This is a genomic window from Plantactinospora sp. A48 (genome assembly GCF_055793945.1).
Genome location: NZ_JBTIXF010000018.1, coordinates 59,426 through 74,356, shown reverse-complemented (window position 1 = coordinate 74,356; position 14,931 = coordinate 59,426). Strand labels below are relative to the sequence as shown.

Below are 14,931 nucleotides of genomic sequence, written 5' to 3'. Positions count from 1 at the left end.
CGGCCCGGTGCGCCGCGCCTTGCGACGGGCGGTAACAGGGGGCCCTTCCTATACAAGAAGCGATAACAAGGTGCCCTTCCTTACAGCAGGGGGCGGAAGGTTCCGGCCAGCACGCTCACCGTGAGCGCGGCACCGGCCAGGGCCGCCGCGCCGGCCACCAGCAGGACGTCGGCGGGTCCGAACCGCTGCAGCCGGGCCACCGTGCGGGGGGTGGCACTGTCGAAGCCCCGGGCGTCCATCGCGGTCGCCAGCCGGGTGCCCCGGCGGATTGCGCCGACCAGCAGCACGAACGCGGTGGAGGCGAAGAGTCGTACCCGGGCCACCGGGTTCCGGCCGGCGTCCAGCCCTCGGGCCCGTCGGGCCATGCTGATGGTCTGCCACTCGGCGCCGAGCAGCGGCACCAGCCGGAACGCCGCGAGCGTGCCGATGGCGAACCGGGCCGGCGCCCGGGTGTTCTGGATCAGCGCGTCGGCCAGGTCGGTCGGATCGGTACTGGCGAAGACCAGCACGCCGGGCAGCGCCACCGCGACCAGCCGCAGCCCGAGACCGAACGCGGTCAGCAGCACCCCGGTGGTCACCGTCACGGGTCCGAGCCGGGCCAGCACCGCACCGGACCGATCGACGGAGAACAGCACGAGTGTCAGGGTCAACCCGGCGAGGCTGGTCAGCACCGGCCAGCCACGCCGGGCCAGCTCCGCGTACCGCAGTCCGAACGCCGGCACCACCGCCAGTTCCATCGCGATGGCAAGGGCCGGGGTCAGCGGGTCCAGGCTGGCCACCAGCACCGCCGAGAAGAGCAGCGCGGCGGCCAGCTTGGCCACCGGGTTACGCCGGGCCAGCGGCGCCGGCACCGGGCCGGGTCGGGCCAGTGGCGCCGGCACCGGGCCGGGCCGGGTCGGCGGTGCCATCGGGGAGCCGGCGTCGGTCATCGTCGTACCTCCGGCTCCGTCCGACCTGCCTCGACCAGCGTCGCGGGCGCGGTCGGCCGGTCGGGACCGGTAGGGCCGAGCGGTACGCACCGGTCGGCCAGCGCCGCGACGAAGTCGGCGTCGTGGGTGACGGTCACGATGCCGTGACCGGCGTCCCGTAGTTCGGCCAGCAGGTCGACCAGTTCCAGCCAGGTGCGGCGGTCCTGGCCGAAGGTCGGTTCGTCGCAGACCAGCAGGCGGGGCGCGGTGGCCAGGGCGGTCGCGACGCTCAGCCGCCGCGCCTCGCCGCCGGACAGGGTGTACGGGTTGGCGCCGGCCAACCGGTCCAGCCGCAGCCGGTCGAGCAACTCGGCCACGGTGGTCCGGACCTGCACCTCGGTACGTCCGATCCGGCGCGGACCGACGGCGAGTTCGGCGGCGACCGTGCCGGTGACGAACTGGTGCTCGGGGTTCTGGAAGACCGATCCGATCCGGCCGACCAGCGTCGGCGCCCGCCAGCGGTGCGGCTCCGCGTCGTCCCGGTCGACGCGGCGTGCCCGCCAACGGCCCCCGGGCAGGCCGACGGCGTCGCCCGATCCGGCCTGGCCCGGCCGCGAACGGCCCCCGGTGACACGGTCCCGGTCGGTCAGGGCCGGGCTCGCCACCACCCGGCCGGTGCCCGGGCGCAACAGGCCACCGAGCAGCAGGGCGAGGGTGGACTTGCCGACCCCGTTCGGACCCAGCAGCGCCAGCGCCTCACCGGCCCGGACGGTCGTATCGACCGGAGGCAGCCGGCCCGGCAACCCGACCCGCTCCGCGCGCAGCAGCTCCGGCCCGGCGGTGCCCCGGGACCGCCGGTCCGGTACCTGGTAGCCGGGCACCCACACCCCGGCGGTGGTCAGCCCCGGGCCGTGTTCCGCGAAGATCGCCCCGGGTGGGCCGTCCGCCCGGACGCCGCCGCCGGCCGCCAGCACCACCACCCGGTCGACCAGCGGCAGCGCCTCGGCGACCCGGTGTTCCACCAGGATCATCGCGGTGTCCGGGGTGTGTGCCGCCGCGATGGCGCCCCGGACCAGTTCGGCGCCGGCCGGATCGAGGTTGGCGGTCGGCTCGTCCAGCAGCAGCAGACCCGGGCGCGGGGCGAGCGCGCCGGCCAGGGCCAACCGTTGCTGTTCGCCGCCGGACAGGGCGTTGGTGGGACGGTCCCGGTCGTACGGGAAACCGACCCGGCGCAGCACCTCGACGACCCGGGGCCAGATCTCCGGGGCCGGCACCCCCCGGTTCTCCAGCCCGAACGCGACGTCGTCGCCGGCCCGGCCGAGCACGATCTGGGCCTGCGGATCCTGGAAGACGATGCCCACCCGCTCGCGGGCGTCCGCCGGGGCGAGGCCGTCGATCCGGACGGTGCCCTCCTGCTCGCCGGAATCGGCCGCGAGCAGCCCGGCGATCGCGGCCAGCAGCGTGCTCTTGCCCGCTCCGGACTCACCGAGCAGCAGCACCCGTTCGCCGGCCTCGACCCGCAGGTCGACGCCGCGTACCGCCCAGGCCCGGCGGCCGGCGTGCCGCCAACCGAATCCGCGCAGTTCGACCGCGCTCACCCGTCAGACCGTGGCCCGTTCCCGGCCGGCGGGGAACCGGTCCAGCACGCCGGTGTTGGCCAGCGCCCGGGTCAGGGCCGCCCCGCCGAAGCCGGCGATCACGACCGAGCTGACCACCGTGAGGGCGAGGTACGGGATGCGGAAGCTGCCCCACGCGGTGTCCGGGTACCAGACGAAGACGTCGTAGAGCGCCGCCGCGAAGCCGGCCAGGGCGCCCGAGAGCAGCGCCACCGGCAGCCGGTAGACCCGGTAGCCGAAGATCGCGAAGGCCAGCTCACCGGCCGCCGCCTCCAGCGGCCCCTGCACCACCAGGGTCCAGCCCCAACTGGAGCCCAGGGCCACCGAGACCAGGGCGGCCACGGTGAGGGTGAAGAATGCCGCGCCCGGCTTGCGGATCACCAGCGCGCCGAGCACCGCCGGGACCAGCCAGACGCCGTAGAGCAGGGCCCGGCCGGGCAGCGGAATGGCGTCGGCCGGACCGTTCCAGAGCAGTCCCCAGGCCCAGAAGACGACGCCGAAGGCGATGCCGAGGACCGCGGCGACCACGATGTCGACGGTGCGCCACCGGTTGTTGTTCATGATTGTTGACTCCCAGTTCGTAGGAACCAGGCAAGACGCACGCCGCGTACCGGCTGGCCCGGTCCGCGGCGCGGCTGGAGGTCGACCGAACTCCCTGCGCTGGCATTACCCAGATCAGGTTCGAGGGTCTGCGGGCCGTGGCCCGCACTCTCAGCGCTGTGCGCTCCCCTGTCGGATGTGAAGTTGTCTCATCGACGCTAGCACCCCCTGACCTGCGCGGAAAGGAAGGGCCCCCGCTTATCGCTTTTCGTATAGGAAGGGTCCCCTCCTAACGTTTGACGGGCGTTGGCGGGCCGGAACGGCGGTGCGGTCCGGCCGATCGATAGGTACGCTCCGGCGATGCGCCCCGATCCGGACATCCGTCTCGACGTCCGTGGTCTGACCTTCGACGTGTACGCGGGCGGACCGGCCGACGGCGAGCCGGTACTGCTGCTGCACGGCTTCCCGCAGCACAGCGGCGAGTGGGCCGCCGTGACGCCGGGGCTGTGGGCGGCGGGGCTGCGCACGTACGCGCTGGACCAGCGGGGCTATTCGCCCGGCGCGCGCCCGGCGGCGGTGGCCGACTACCGGATCTCCGAGTGCGTGGCCGACGCCGTCGCCGTACTCGACGCGCTCGACGTGCCGGCGGCACACCTGGTGGCGCACGACTGGGGCGCCATTGTCGGCTGGCACCTCGCCGCCGGGCATCCGGACCGGGTCCGTACCCTCACCGCGGTCTCGGTGCCACATCCGGCGGCGTTCACGCACGCGCTGGCCACCGATCGCCGGCAGAAGGCGCGGTCGGCGTACATGTCGCTGTTCCGCCAGCCCGGCCGGGCCGAGACCGTGCTGCTCGCCCTGAACGCGGCGGTGCTGCGCCGGATGCTCGCGGGCGTCGGGCGGGACCGGGTCGAGACGTACGCCCGGCCGATGCGCGACCGGGCGGCGTTGACCGCGGCGCTGAACTGGTACCGGGCGATGTCCGGGTCCGAACTGGCCGCCGGCCCGGTCGCCGTGCCCACGACGTACGTGTGGAGCGACCGCGACGTGGCGGTGGGCCGGACCGCCGCGATGGCCTGCGCCGGGCACGTCACCGGCGACTACCGGCTGGTGGAGCTGACCGGGGTGTCGCACTGGATCCCCGACGAGGCGCCCGAGCCGCTGGTCGAGGCCATCCTGTCCCGGACCGGCGCGCGGTGAGCACCGGGTCGCCGGAGCCGGCCGGGGTGCCCGGACCGGTCGCGGTCGGCGGTGGCGAGGCGACCGGCGCGTACGGGCCGGCCGCCGCCGTCCAGCCGGTGCCGCACACCCGTGCCACGCTCGCGGCGCAGCTGCTCGCCCTCGGCGTACGGCCGGGCTCGGTGCTGCTGGTGCACGCCTCGACGCGGGCCCTCGGGTTCGTCTGCGGCGGTCCCCAGGCGCTGGCGCTGGCGCTGCGTGACGTGCTCGGTCCGGACGGCACCCTCGTGGTGCCGACGCACACGCCGGAGAACTCCGACCCCGCCGGCTGGCAGAACCCGCCGGTGCCCGAGAACTGGTGGCGGATCATCCGCGAGGAGATGCCCGGCTTCGATCCGGCGGTGACCCCGAGCCGGTACATGGGCGTGCTGGCGGAGTTGGTCCGCACCACGCCCGGTGCCCAGCGCAGCGATCACCCGCACGTCTCGTTCGCCGCCCTCGGGCCGGCCGCCGCCGAGATCGTCGGCGGGCACGAACTGGCCGACATGCTCGGCGAGGGCTCCCCACTGGCCCGTCTCTACGAGCGGTCGGCGCAGGTACTGCTGCTGGGCGTCGGCCATGACTCGAACACCTCGCTGCACCTGGCCGAGTACCGGCGTCCGGATCCACCACGGGAGCGGCTGGGCGCCGCCGTACGTACCGCCGACGGGGGCCGGCGGTGGGCCTGGTGGGAGGACGTGGCGTTGGATTCCGGGGTGTTCGACCGGTTGGGTGCCGACCTGGAGGCCGCCATCCCGGTCCGGGTCGGGCCGGTGGGTTCCGGCACGGCCCGACTGTTGGACCAGCGGTCCGCCGTCGACTTCGCGGTGCGCTGGCTGACCGGGAACACCGTCCCAACGCCCGCCGGCGGCCCAATGCCCGCCGGCGGCCCAATGCCCGCCGGCGGCCCAATGCCCGCCGCCGGCTCCCCGGCCGCGACCGGCGACGTCCCAGCCACGGGTACGGCCACCGCGGGCGACCCTGGGCCGGCCGGGCCGGAGTCCGCGGCGGCGGGGAGGACGGAATGACGCTGGACGCCGACGGCTACCTCGATGCGGTCACCGGGACGATCGTCCGGGTTTCCCAAGCGCAGCGGGCCGGTGTGCTGCGTGGCGCCGGGTTGCTGCACACCGCCCTGCGGGCCGGTGGCGTGGTGCAGGCGTTCGGCACCGGGCACTCCGAGGCGCTGGCCATGGAGATCGCCGGTCGGGCCGGTGGGTTGGTGCCGACCAACCGGATCGCCCTGCGCGACCTGGTGCTGTACGGCGGGGAGCCGGCCAGCGTGCTCGGCCCGACGCTGGAACGGGATCCGGCGGTGGCACACCGGCTGCTCGGGTTGGTTCCGCTCGATCCCCGGGACATCTTCGTGGTCGCCTCCAACTCCGGGGTCAACGGCGCCGTGGTCGAGCTTGCCAGGCTGGTCACTGAGCGTGGCCATCCGCTGATCGCGATCACCTCGGCGGAACACTCGGCCCGGATGGCGTCCCGACACCCGTCCGGCCGCAAGCTCGCGGATTTCGCCGACGTGGTGCTGGACAACGGCGCTCCGTACGGTGACGCGGCGCTGCCGCTGCCCGGCGGCGGCACGGTCGGCGCGGTCTCCTCGATCACCGCGGCGCTGCTGGCCCAGCAGCTGGTCGTGGAGGTGGTGGGCCGGATGGTGGCGGCCGGTGAGACGCCGCCGGTCTATCTCTCGGCCAACATGGCCGGCGGCGACGAGCACAACCGGGTGCTGGAGGAGCGGTACGCCGGGCGGATCCGCCGCGGTTCCTGACCGCCGGCCCGCCCGCTGTCGGGGTTTGTCCCGGTCGTCCGCTGGGAAAGATCATCCAGCACGCGGGCGGTCGACCGCGGGAGAAGCGGGCCGGAGGTGACGGTGAGCAAGGAGAGCGAGCGGGAGCGCTGGCAGCGCAACTTCGCCGACCTGTTGCAGGAGCTGCGGGTCGCCCAGACGGGCGTGCAGATCCTCTTCGCGTTCCTGCTGACGTTGCCGTTCAGCGCTCAGTTCAACAAGACCACGGACCTCCAGCGGGACATCTACATTGTCGCCCTGCTGGCCGCCTCCGGCGCCGCCGCGCTGATCATCGCGCCGGTGGCCTTCCATCGGGCGCTGTTCCGGCAGGGCCGCAAGCCCGAGCTGGTGGTGTACGCGCACCGGATGGCCACCTGGGGTCTGGTCTTCATGCTCGTGGCGATGGTCAGCTCGGTCTTCCTGATCACCGACTTCCTGCTGGACAGCACCATCGCGGTGCTCCTGTCCGGCATCACGGGCCTGTGGTTCGTCGTGTTCTGGATCGCGATGCCACTCTTCCGGCACCACTGGGCGGACGAGGACGCCGACGAGGAGTTCGCGGACGAGGAACACGAGGGCGCGGTTCGGGGAAAGACGTCGGCCGCCGACGACTGATCCGGCGGGTCGGTGGGCCCGTCGGCCGGCACTGACCAGCGGTGTCGAGGGACCTACCAGTGGGTAGAACTGAGTAGTAACGTCGGTTGTCGGGACCGTCGTACCAGCTCGGTAGGGGAGGCCGCCATGACCACGACCCAGGACCGCGGCGCGGCGAGCGACGCGGACGACGCGGCCGCGACCGGACCGCTGCCCGCCGAGGCGGGCCAGGTCTCCGAAAAGGAGGCCCGACAGGTCGCCGAGGCGGCCCGGGAGTCCGAGTGGGGCAAGCCCAGCTTCGGCAAGGAACTCTTCCTCGGCCGCTTCCGGCTCGACCTCATCGACCCGTGGCCCGCCGGTGACCCCGAGCGATCGGCCGCCGCGGCCGGGTTCCTGGACCGGCTGCGCGGATACCTGCGGTCCGAGGTGGACGGCCGGCAGATCGAGCGGGACGCCCGGATCCCCGACGAGGTCTTCCGGGGGCTGGCCCGGCTCGGCGCCTTCGGCATGAAGATCGACCCGTCGTACGGCGGGCTGGGGCTGTCCAACCTCGACTACTGCCGGGCGCTCATGCTGGTCGGTTCGGCCAGCCCGGCGATCTCGGCGCTGCTGTCGGCACACCAGTCGATCGGGGTGCCGCAGCCGCTCAAGCTGTTCGGCACCGACGAGCAGAAGCGCCGCTACCTGCCCCGGCTCGCCGGCGGGGAGGTGTCCGCGTTCCTGCTCACCGAGCCGGATGTCGGCTCCGACCCGGCTCGGCTGGCCACCACCGCCGAACCGACCGAGGACGGCCGTGGCTACCGGCTCAACGGCGTCAAGCTCTGGGCCACCAACGGGACCGTGGCCACCCTGCTGGTGGTGATGGCCCGGGTACCGGCCGGCGAGGGCCGGCGGGGTGGGATCACCGCGTTCGTCGTCGAGGGTGACGCGCCGGGCATCACGGTGGAACGCCGAAACGAGTTCCTCGGCCTGCGCGGCCTGGAGAACAGCCTCACCCGGTTCCATGACGTGTTCGTGCCGGCCGAGAACGTCATCGGTGGTGAGGGCAAGGGTCTGAAGATCGCCCTGACCACGTTGAACACCGGCCGGTTGTCGCTGCCGGCCATGTGCGTGGGCGCCGGCAAGTGGTCGCTGAACATCGCCCGGCAGTGGGCCAACGACCGGGTGCAGTGGGGCCGGCCGGTGGGTGAGCACGAGGCGGTGGCCACCAAGCTGGCGTTCATGGCCGCCACCACGTACGGCATGGAGGCCATGCTGCACCTGTCCTGCCGGCTCGCCGACGACGATCGCAACGACATCCGGATCGAGGCCGCCCTGGTCAAGTTGTACGCCAGCGAGATGGCCTGGAAGATCGCCGACGAGCTGGTGCAGATCCGGGGCGGCCGGGGCTACGAGACGGCCGAGTCGCTGGCGGCCCGGGGCGAGCGGCCGGTGGAGGTCGAGCAGATCCTGCGGGACCTGCGGATCAACCGCATCTTCGAGGGCTCGACCGAGATCATGCACCTGCTGATCGCCCGGGAGGCGGTCGACGCGCACCTGTCGGTGGCCGGCGACATCATCGACCCGGACGCCGGGCTGGCCCGCAAGGCGCGGGCCGGCGCGCGGGCCGGCGCCTTCTACGCCAGCTGGCTGCCGACGCTCGCGGTCGGTCGCGGCCAGCGCCCCACGGCGTACGCCGAGTTCGGCCCGCTGGCCGGGCACCTGCGCTACGTCGAGCGCTGCTCCCGAAAGCTGGCCCGGTCGACCTTCTACGCGATGTCCCGCTGGCAGGGCAGGATGGAGCGCAAGCAGGCGTTCCTCGGCCGCATCGTGGACATCGGCGCTGAGCTGTTCGCGATCTCGGCGGCCTGTGTACGGGCCCGGGCCGAGCGGGACGAGCGGCCCGAGGGCGTGGAGTTGGCGGACCTGTTCAGCCGCCAGGCGCGGCTGCGGATCGACGCCCTCTTCGCGGCGCTGTGGGAGAACACCGACACCGTCGACAACGCCGCCGCCCGACGGATCCTGGCCGGCCGGTACGCCTTCCTCGAGGACGGTGTGCTCACCCCGGACGACGACCGGCCCTGGGTGGCGCGTTGGGAGCCCGGCGAGTCCACCGTCGAGGACGTCCGCCGCCGCATCCAGTGAAAGGAAGGGCACCTTGTTATCGCTTTTTGTATAGCAAGGGCCCCCTGTTAACGCTGCCGGAGCCGGTGGAGCCGGTGGGCCGGATGACCCCGGTTGGTTACCGGCGGCTCACCGCCCAGGCGAGCAGGGCCGCGATGAGGACACCATTGAGCAGGAGCAGGCCCAGGTAGCCGGCCTGCGGGATCCGCCGCCCACGGCGGACGAACCAGAGCAACCCGGCGGCATACCCCAGCATGAGCAGACCGATGATCCCAAGTACGTACGGCACGAGCTGAAACCTTAGCGGTCGGTGCCCGAGGTTATCGAAGGTCGCGGCAAGTCGGCCCGGCGGAGACGGCGGCGGCGGGTCAGCGGGACGGCCGGAGTCCCAGCCCGCGTAACTCCAGCGCGGCCAGCGCGTCGAGGGTCGCATCGTCGCCGCGCCGCCACGCCTGCGCCACGTCGGGGTCGATGCTGGTCAGCCGGCGTAGCGGCTGGGTGGCCAGGGCGCGCAGCGCGAGCAGGTCGCGGCCGGCCGGCGCGGACCGGAGCCGGGCGGCGGCGCCGGCCCGGCGGATCCAGCGCACCCGCAGCGGCAGCCAGCCGAACAGCACCAGCCCGAGCGGGAAGACCAGCACGGCGATGGTCAGCGCCAGGGCCAGCTTGCCGACCAGTTGCTGCTGGTCGCGGCCGGCGTCGGCGACCGAGCGGGCCGCTTCGGCGGCCTTCTGGAACGGTGTGGTCAGCTCGTCGCCGACCAGCGGGACCCGGCCGACCTTGCCGCCCGCGTCGGCGAGGTTGCCGGCCAGTCCGGTCCCGGCCCCCTCCAGCTTCTGTCCGGGTACGGCGAGCTTCTCGACGAGATCGTGCACCCACAGCGCGAAGCGGACCGAGGCGTAGATCCAGACGACGACCAGCAGATCGGTGAGGAGTTGGCGGAGCGCGGTGGGGAAACGGTCGGCATAAATCTTCACGTCGGACAGCGTGCCACGCGCCGCCACCCCCGGCATTCCGCCGACGCTGGCCCCGGCCTTCGCCGCCGCCCCCGGCACTCCGCTGACGTTGGCCGCGGTGGCTCCGCTCAGCGGACGCACGCGGCGCAGTTGCCGAAGATCTCCAGGGTGTGGCTGACGTCCGAGAAACCGTGTTGGGCGGCCACCCGGTCGGCCCAGCTCTCCACGGCGGGCCCCTCGACCTCGACGGTACGACCACAGCCCCGGCACACCAGATGGTGGTGGTGCCCCTCGCTGCACCGGCGGTAGAGGTGCTCCCCGCCGGGCGGCCGCATCACGTCCACCTCGCCGGCGTCGGCGAGGGTCTGCAGGGCGCGGTAGACCGTGGTCAGCCCGATCCGCTCGCCACGGTCGCGGAGCATGGCGTGCAGATCCTGGGCGCTGTGGAAGCCGGTGACCTCGCCGAGCAGCCGGCTGACCGCGCTGCGCTGGCGGGTGTTGCGGACCGGCCCGCTCTCCGCGGTGGTCACGGCGTCTCCCCGGTGGTCACGGCGTCTTCCCGGCGGTCACGGTGCCTCCCCGGCGTGGCTGACGGCATCGGCGACGATGTGCGCGATGTGCTCGTCGACCAGGGCGTAGGCGATCTCCCGGCCGCGCCGCGAGCCGCGTACCACCCCGGCGCCGCGCAACACCCGCAGATGCTGCGAGACCAGCGGCTGGGGGGCGCCGAGCTTGTCCACCAGCTCGTGTACGCACCGCTCCCCGCCGGCCAGTTCGGTCACGATCGCCACCCGGATCGGGGCGGCCAGCGCGCGCAGGAGTTCACCGGCACCCTCGTACGCCTCATAGCCCGCCCTGCCGGTCACACCGTAACGATAACCAGTGTCGAGCATTGTCACCCGCGCAGGACAACCTCGGGCGGCTCGACCGGGACGGTCGAGGCGTCGGCCCGGTGCCGACGACGTAGGCGCTGCCGGGCCGTTCCGGCGACACCGAGGACCACGAAGGCGCCGATGGCGAGGACCACAATGGTGGCCCCGGGGGCGGTGTCGGCGTTTCCGGCGATCCACACCCCGGCACCGGCGGAGAGCACGCCGATGGCCATGGCCGCCATCATGGTGGTCAGGAAGCCCCTGGTCAGTTGCTGGGCGGCGGCGACCGGCACCACCATCAGCGCGCTGATCAGCAGCACCCCGACCGCCCGCATGGCGATGGTCACGGTGACCGCGGTGGTCACCGCGAGCAGCAGGTTGAGCGCCCGCACGGGCAACCCGGAGACCCGGGCGTACTCCTCGTCGTGGCAGATCGCGAACAGCGCCGGCCGCAGCGCCAGCATGGTGGCCAGGACCAGCACCCCGAGTACGGCGATGGTGGTCACGTCGGCCCGGGAGGTGGTGGTCAGGGACCCGAACAGGTACGCGCCGAGGTTGGTGCCGCGTCCCGACAGGCCGACCAGCACCACGCCGCCGGCGATCCCGCCGTAGAACAGCACCGCCAGGGCCATGTCGCCGGAGGTCCGGCCGCGTTCCCGGACCAGTTCGACGGCGATCGCTCCGAGTACCGCGACGACCACCGCCACCAGCACGGGCGACCGGTTGAGCAGCAGCCCGGCGCCGACCCCGGTGAGGGCCACGTGCCCGATGCCGTCCCCGATCAGGGCCAGTCGGCGCTGCACCAGGTAGATCCCCAGCGCGGGCGCGGCCAACCCGATCACCAGCGCGCCGACCAGGGCGCGCACCATGAACTCGTACTGAAAAAGGATCATGCCGACCACACCCCGGTCGTCCTGATCTGGCACTGGAAAAGGATCATGCCGACCACACCCCCACGGGTTCGTCCGGACCGTGCGGATGGACGTGGTCGTGGTCGTCGGCGGCATGGTGACCGGCCGGTTCCGGCACCGGTCCGTCGTGCGCGATCCGACCACCGTGTACGACCAGCGCGCGATCGATCAGCGGGTGCAGCGGCCCGAGTTCGTGGGCCACCAGCAGCACCGTTCCGCCGCGCCCGACGAAGCCGCCCAGCGCCTCGGCGAAGGCGTCCTGGCTGGCCGCGTCCACCCCGGCGGTCGGTTCGTCCAGCACCAGCAGCTCCGGCCGGCCGGCCAGCGCGCGGGCGATCAGCGTCCGCTGCTGCTGCCCGCCGGAGAGGGTGCCGACCGGGTCGCCGGCCCGGTCGGTCAGCCCGACCGCGCGCAGCGCCTCGGCCACCGCGGTCCGGTCGGCCGCGCCCGGCGGGCGCAGGATGCCACGACGACCCAACCGGCCCGCGCCGACCACCTCGGCCACGGTGGCCGGTACGCCGCTGCCGGCGCCGAGCCGCTGCGGGACGTACCCGATCCGGGCCCACTGCCGGAACCGCCGCTGCGGTACGCCGAACAGCTCGACGGAGCCGGCACGCAGGGGTACGAGCCCGAGCACGGCCCGGATGAGGGTCGACTTGCCCGAGCCGTTGGCGCCGAGCACCGCGACCACCTCACCGGCACCGATGGCGCAGGTGACGTCCCGGAGCACGAGTCGCTCGCCGTAACCGACGGCCCCGTGGGTGACGGTGACGACGCTCATGACGCCTCCTCGCTGCGCGCGGATCCGCCATGCGGCCGATCCGCGCTGATCTGGGTGATGAGGCCGCTGCGCTCGTTCATGAGCACTCCAGGGCGGTACGCAGGGCGGCCAGATTGGCGCGCATGACGGTCAGATAGTCCTCGTCGGCCCCGGCCGGCGGGCTTTCCAGCGGGTCCAGCACGGCGGTGCGGGCACCCACCTCCCGGGCGATGGTGTCGGCGACCTTGGGACTGACCAGGGTCTCGAAGAAGATCGTGGTGGTGCCGTGCGCGCGGGCCCGGTCGGCGACCTCGGCCAGGCGGCGTGGCGGCGGCTCCTGCTCGGGCGTCAACCCGGAGATGCCGATCTGGGTCAGCCGGTAGCGGTCGGCCAGGTAGCCGAACGCCTCGTGGCCGGTCACCAGCTCGCGTCGCTGACAGTCGCGCAGTCCGGTCGCGTACCCGGTGTCCAGGGTGGTGAGGTCGGCCCGCAGCGCGCGGGCTCGGGCCGCGTAGTCGGCGGCGTGTCCGGGGTCGACCGCGCCCAGCCGCTCGGCCAGCCGGTCGGCGATGCCGGCCAGCCGGGTCGGGTCGAGCCAGACGTGCGGGTCCTTGCCGCCGGTGTCCGAGTGCTCGCGCGCGGCGGCCGGCGCCACCGCACCATCGTGGCGGTCGGGCTCGGCGGCGTCCCGCAGCGGTTGCCCGGCCGCCACGTCGAAGGCGCGGCCGGCGGCGTTCTGCGCGACGGCCTCGTCCACGGCCGGCTGGAAGCCGCGCAGGTAGACCACGAGTTCGGCGCCGCTGACGCTGCCGACCTGTCGGGGGGTGAGTTCGAGGTCGTGCGGCTCGGCGCCGGGCTGCGCCAGCGTGGTGACCCGGACGGCGTCCCCACCGACGCGCTCGGTCACGAACCGCAGCGGATAGAAGGCGGCCACGACGTCGACGTGATCCGGATCGGTGTCGCGGGGGGAACCGCAGGCGGCGACCCCGACCAGGCCGGTCAGGGCGACGGCCGCGGCGGTCAGGGCTCGGGCTCGGCGGAACATGGGTCAACTCTGCGTGAAGATGACAATGATTGTCAAAAACGCATGAGTGTATGTGACGGTGCTCAGCCCACGATCTTGAGCAGGGCGACGCCGAGCAGCAGGGTCAGGATCACCAGGCGGATCAGCCGGGTGGCCGGGGACTGCACCGGCCAGGTGGTCGCGAGCAGGGCGAGCAGCCCGGCACCGAGCACCAGCAACAGGGCGCCGCCCACGATCCCGGGGGCGAACAGTCCGATCAACATCACCACCAGGGTGGCGAGGAACACGGTCGTGGGGTTCAACCGGGCCAGTCGGGCCAGGAACCGTGGCTGCGTAGGCTGCACCTCACGGATCCTACGGGCGCGGCCGTCGGTGGGGCCGTCGCCAACCCGGCCACCGGGCCGGTCACTGCGAGGAGGTACGGGTGCTCGTCACTAACCGGTTCCTGGTGGACGAGTCGGACGCGGAGCCGTTCACGGTCCGGGCCCACGCCGCGCTCGCCGCGTTGGCGGCCCGGCCGGGCTACCGGCGTGGGCAGCTGGCCCGGGCGCTGGACGACCCCCGGCACTGGTGCCTGGTCACCGAGTGGGAATCGGTCGGCAGCTACCGGCGGGCACTCGGCGGGTTCGACGTGAAGATCCACGCGACGCCACTGCTGGCCGAATCGCTCGACGAACCGTCCGCGTACGAACCACTGGCGAGCGCCGAACCGGACGGACCGGTCGAGATCACCGCGAGTGATCGCGCGACTGATCCGCACCGGTGAGAGGTAGGGCACTACCCTTGCGGTCATGACCGTTTCCGGACCGGGCGGCCGGTCGATGCCGACCGGGCACGACGTACCCGTGCCGTTCGGCTCCCCGGGCAGCGACCCGACGCCGGAGAGCCCCGGCGGCTGGCGTGGGCCGTCGGCGACCGGGGCGCCCGCCATCCCGACCGGGGCGCCGGCCCGGCCCGGCACGCCGACCGGGCTGCCCGGACCGCCAGCCGGGCCGGGTGTGCCGCCGCCACCCCGGGGGCCGGGCGTCACGCCGCCGTTCGCGGCCCCGCCGACCGAGGGGCGTACCACGCGGCTGTGGCTCGGGCTCGGTGCCGGGGCGCTGGTCGCGGCGATCTGCTGCGGCGGTGGCGGCGCCGCCCTGGTCGGATTCGTGGTCTCCACCACCCGGGCGGTCAACGAACAGGCCCGGGTCGTGGTCAGCGACTATCTCCAGGCGGTACGGGACAAGCAGTACGACAAGGCGTACGGGCTGCTCTGCGAGGTCGACCAGCAGCGCGAGTCACCGGGGGAGTTCTCCGAGCGCGTCTCCACGGAGCCGGAGATCAGCTCGTACCAGGTGGGCAAGGCCACCAGCCCGCCCGAGGTGACGGTGCCGGTGACCGTGACCTACGTGGGTGGACAGCAGCGCAGCGAGCGGGTCACGCTGGCCCAGGACAGCGACACCGGCCGGTTCGAGGTGTGTGGCATCAGCTGATCCACCCGTACCCTCGATCGTGGGCAGCGGCGCCCTGCGGCGCAGCCGGCCCCGGCGGGTGCTGGCGGCCCGGCGGCCCCGGCCGGCGGTCCGAGGTGGGCGGGCCGGTAATCTGCTGGGCTCGGGCCGGCGTGAGTCCGTACCGTGTGAGCCCGTAGCGTGTAC

At 73.5% G+C, this 14,931-nt stretch carries 18 protein-coding genes and 1 riboswitch; of the genes, 7 read left to right on the top strand and 11 right to left on the bottom strand.

Features of this window, described 5'->3' with window-relative positions; all coding sequences use genetic code 11:
* Positions 1-80: 80 nt before the first annotated feature.
* Genes ACXN5W_RS12650 through ACXN5W_RS12640 form a run of 3 tightly spaced genes read right to left on the bottom strand, consistent with a single transcriptional unit; the run spans position 81 to position 3,085 of the window.
* Positions 81-929, bottom strand: a complete 849-nt coding sequence (locus tag ACXN5W_RS12650) for an energy-coupling factor transporter transmembrane component T family protein (RefSeq protein WP_473158418.1) — start codon at positions 927-929, stop codon at positions 81-83.
* Positions 926-2,506, bottom strand: coding sequence for an ABC transporter ATP-binding protein (locus ACXN5W_RS12645; protein WP_473158417.1), 1,581 nt, complete (start codon positions 2,504-2,506; stop codon positions 926-928). Before ACXN5W_RS12645 ends, ACXN5W_RS12650 begins: the two co-directional genes overlap by 4 nt.
* Before the next feature lie 3 nt (positions 2,507-2,509).
* Positions 2,510-3,085, bottom strand: a complete 576-nt coding sequence (locus ACXN5W_RS12640) for an ECF transporter S component (protein ID WP_473158416.1) — start codon at positions 3,083-3,085, stop codon at positions 2,510-2,512.
* A gap of 73 nt (positions 3,086-3,158) precedes the next feature.
* Positions 3,159-3,265: riboswitch (TPP riboswitch) on the bottom strand.
* A 177-nt stretch (positions 3,266-3,442) separates the two neighbouring features.
* Between ACXN5W_RS12640 and ACXN5W_RS12635 the strand changes: the two genes are divergently transcribed.
* The 5 genes from ACXN5W_RS12635 to ACXN5W_RS12615 all read left to right on the top strand — a co-directional run bounded on the left by ACXN5W_RS12635 (position 3,443) and on the right by ACXN5W_RS12615 (position 8,792).
* Positions 3,443-4,264: an alpha/beta fold hydrolase gene (locus ACXN5W_RS12635; RefSeq protein ID WP_473158448.1), complete on the top strand. Its 822-nt coding sequence runs from the start codon at positions 3,443-3,445 to the stop codon at positions 4,262-4,264.
* The gene (locus ACXN5W_RS12630) at positions 4,261-5,310 is read left to right on the top strand and encodes an AAC(3) family N-acetyltransferase (RefSeq protein ID WP_473158415.1); all 1,050 of its coding nucleotides are present in this window, start codon (positions 4,261-4,263) and stop codon (positions 5,308-5,310) included. Before ACXN5W_RS12635 ends, ACXN5W_RS12630 begins: the two co-directional genes overlap by 4 nt.
* Positions 5,307-6,056: a sugar isomerase domain-containing protein gene (locus ACXN5W_RS12625; protein WP_473158414.1), complete on the top strand. Its 750-nt coding sequence runs from the start codon at positions 5,307-5,309 to the stop codon at positions 6,054-6,056. The genes ACXN5W_RS12630 and ACXN5W_RS12625 overlap by 4 nt, the downstream gene beginning before the upstream one ends.
* Before the next feature lie 102 nt (positions 6,057-6,158).
* Positions 6,159-6,689 (top strand): DUF6328 family protein, encoded by a 531-nt coding sequence (locus ACXN5W_RS12620; RefSeq protein WP_473158413.1) that lies wholly within the window; start codon positions 6,159-6,161, stop codon positions 6,687-6,689.
* 126 nt (positions 6,690-6,815) lie between these two features.
* Positions 6,816-8,792 carry an acyl-CoA dehydrogenase family protein gene (locus ACXN5W_RS12615; protein WP_473158412.1) on the top strand — a complete coding sequence of 659 codons (1,977 nt, stop codon included), beginning with the start codon at positions 6,816-6,818 and terminating at the stop codon, positions 8,790-8,792.
* Positions 8,793-8,889: 97 nt separating this feature from the next.
* Here the strand turns inward: ACXN5W_RS12615 and ACXN5W_RS12610 are convergent, their stop codons facing one another.
* The 8 genes from ACXN5W_RS12610 to ACXN5W_RS12575 all read right to left on the bottom strand — a co-directional run bounded on the left by ACXN5W_RS12610 (position 8,890) and on the right by ACXN5W_RS12575 (position 13,644).
* Positions 8,890-9,060 (bottom strand): hypothetical protein, encoded by a 171-nt coding sequence (locus ACXN5W_RS12610; protein WP_473158411.1) that lies wholly within the window; start codon positions 9,058-9,060, stop codon positions 8,890-8,892.
* A gap of 79 nt (positions 9,061-9,139) precedes the next feature.
* The gene (locus tag ACXN5W_RS12605; protein WP_473158410.1) at positions 9,140-9,865 is read right to left on the bottom strand and encodes a hypothetical protein; all 726 of its coding nucleotides are present in this window, start codon (positions 9,863-9,865) and stop codon (positions 9,140-9,142) included.
* On the bottom strand, positions 9,853-10,254 hold the full coding sequence (locus ACXN5W_RS12600) for a Fur family transcriptional regulator (protein WP_473158409.1): 402 nt from the start codon (positions 10,252-10,254) through the stop codon (positions 9,853-9,855). The genes ACXN5W_RS12605 and ACXN5W_RS12600 overlap by 13 nt, the downstream gene beginning before the upstream one ends.
* A 36-nt stretch (positions 10,255-10,290) precedes the next feature.
* Entirely contained in the window at positions 10,291-10,590 is a 300-nt protein-coding gene (locus tag ACXN5W_RS12595) for an ArsR/SmtB family transcription factor (protein WP_473158408.1), read from the bottom strand.
* 29 nt (positions 10,591-10,619) lie between these two features.
* Complete coding sequence (locus ACXN5W_RS12590; protein ID WP_473158407.1) at positions 10,620-11,489, bottom strand: metal ABC transporter permease; 870 nt, start codon at positions 11,487-11,489, stop codon at positions 10,620-10,622.
* Between the two features lie 43 nt (positions 11,490-11,532).
* Positions 11,533-12,288, bottom strand: coding sequence for a metal ABC transporter ATP-binding protein (locus ACXN5W_RS12585; RefSeq protein WP_473158406.1), 756 nt, complete (start codon positions 12,286-12,288; stop codon positions 11,533-11,535).
* A gap of 76 nt (positions 12,289-12,364) precedes the next feature.
* A complete protein-coding gene (locus ACXN5W_RS12580; protein ID WP_473158405.1) occupies positions 12,365-13,312 on the bottom strand; it encodes a metal ABC transporter substrate-binding protein in 948 nt (315 codons plus the stop codon).
* A gap of 62 nt (positions 13,313-13,374) precedes the next feature.
* Positions 13,375-13,644 carry a hypothetical protein gene (locus ACXN5W_RS12575; RefSeq protein ID WP_473158447.1) on the bottom strand — a complete coding sequence of 90 codons (270 nt, stop codon included), beginning with the start codon at positions 13,642-13,644 and terminating at the stop codon, positions 13,375-13,377.
* Between the two features lie 71 nt (positions 13,645-13,715).
* Here ACXN5W_RS12575 and ACXN5W_RS12570 point away from each other — a divergent pair, with 71 nt between their 5' ends.
* Positions 13,716-14,057 carry an antibiotic biosynthesis monooxygenase family protein gene (locus ACXN5W_RS12570; protein WP_473158404.1) on the top strand — a complete coding sequence of 114 codons (342 nt, stop codon included), beginning with the start codon at positions 13,716-13,718 and terminating at the stop codon, positions 14,055-14,057.
* 232 nt (positions 14,058-14,289) lie between these two features.
* Positions 14,290-14,766 (top strand): Rv0361 family membrane protein, encoded by a 477-nt coding sequence (locus ACXN5W_RS12565; RefSeq protein ID WP_473158446.1) that lies wholly within the window; start codon positions 14,290-14,292, stop codon positions 14,764-14,766.
* Positions 14,767-14,931: the final 165 nt, after the last annotated feature.

What these genes read in the sequence shown, in the direction of transcription:
- ACXN5W_RS12640 (WP_473158416.1), bottom strand. Translation starts at nt 3,085, where the DNA reads ATGAACAACAACCGGTGGCGCACCGTCGACATCGTGGTCGCCGCGGTC.
- ACXN5W_RS12585 (WP_473158406.1), bottom strand. Translation starts at nt 12,288, where the DNA reads ATGAGCGTCGTCACCGTCACCCACGGGGCCGTCGGTTACGGCGAGCGA.
- ACXN5W_RS12580 (WP_473158405.1), bottom strand. Translation starts at nt 13,312, where the DNA reads ATGTTCCGCCGAGCCCGAGCCCTGACCGCCGCGGCCGTCGCCCTGACC.
- ACXN5W_RS12615 (WP_473158412.1), top strand. Translation starts at nt 6,816, where the DNA reads ATGACCACGACCCAGGACCGCGGCGCGGCGAGCGACGCGGACGACGCG.
- ACXN5W_RS12625 (WP_473158414.1), top strand. Translation starts at nt 5,307, where the DNA reads ATGACGCTGGACGCCGACGGCTACCTCGATGCGGTCACCGGGACGATC.
- ACXN5W_RS12590 (WP_473158407.1), bottom strand. Translation starts at nt 11,489, where the DNA reads ATGATCCTTTTTCAGTACGAGTTCATGGTGCGCGCCCTGGTCGGCGCG.
- ACXN5W_RS12650 (WP_473158418.1), bottom strand. Translation starts at nt 929, where the DNA reads ATGACCGACGCCGGCTCCCCGATGGCACCGCCGACCCGGCCCGGCCCG.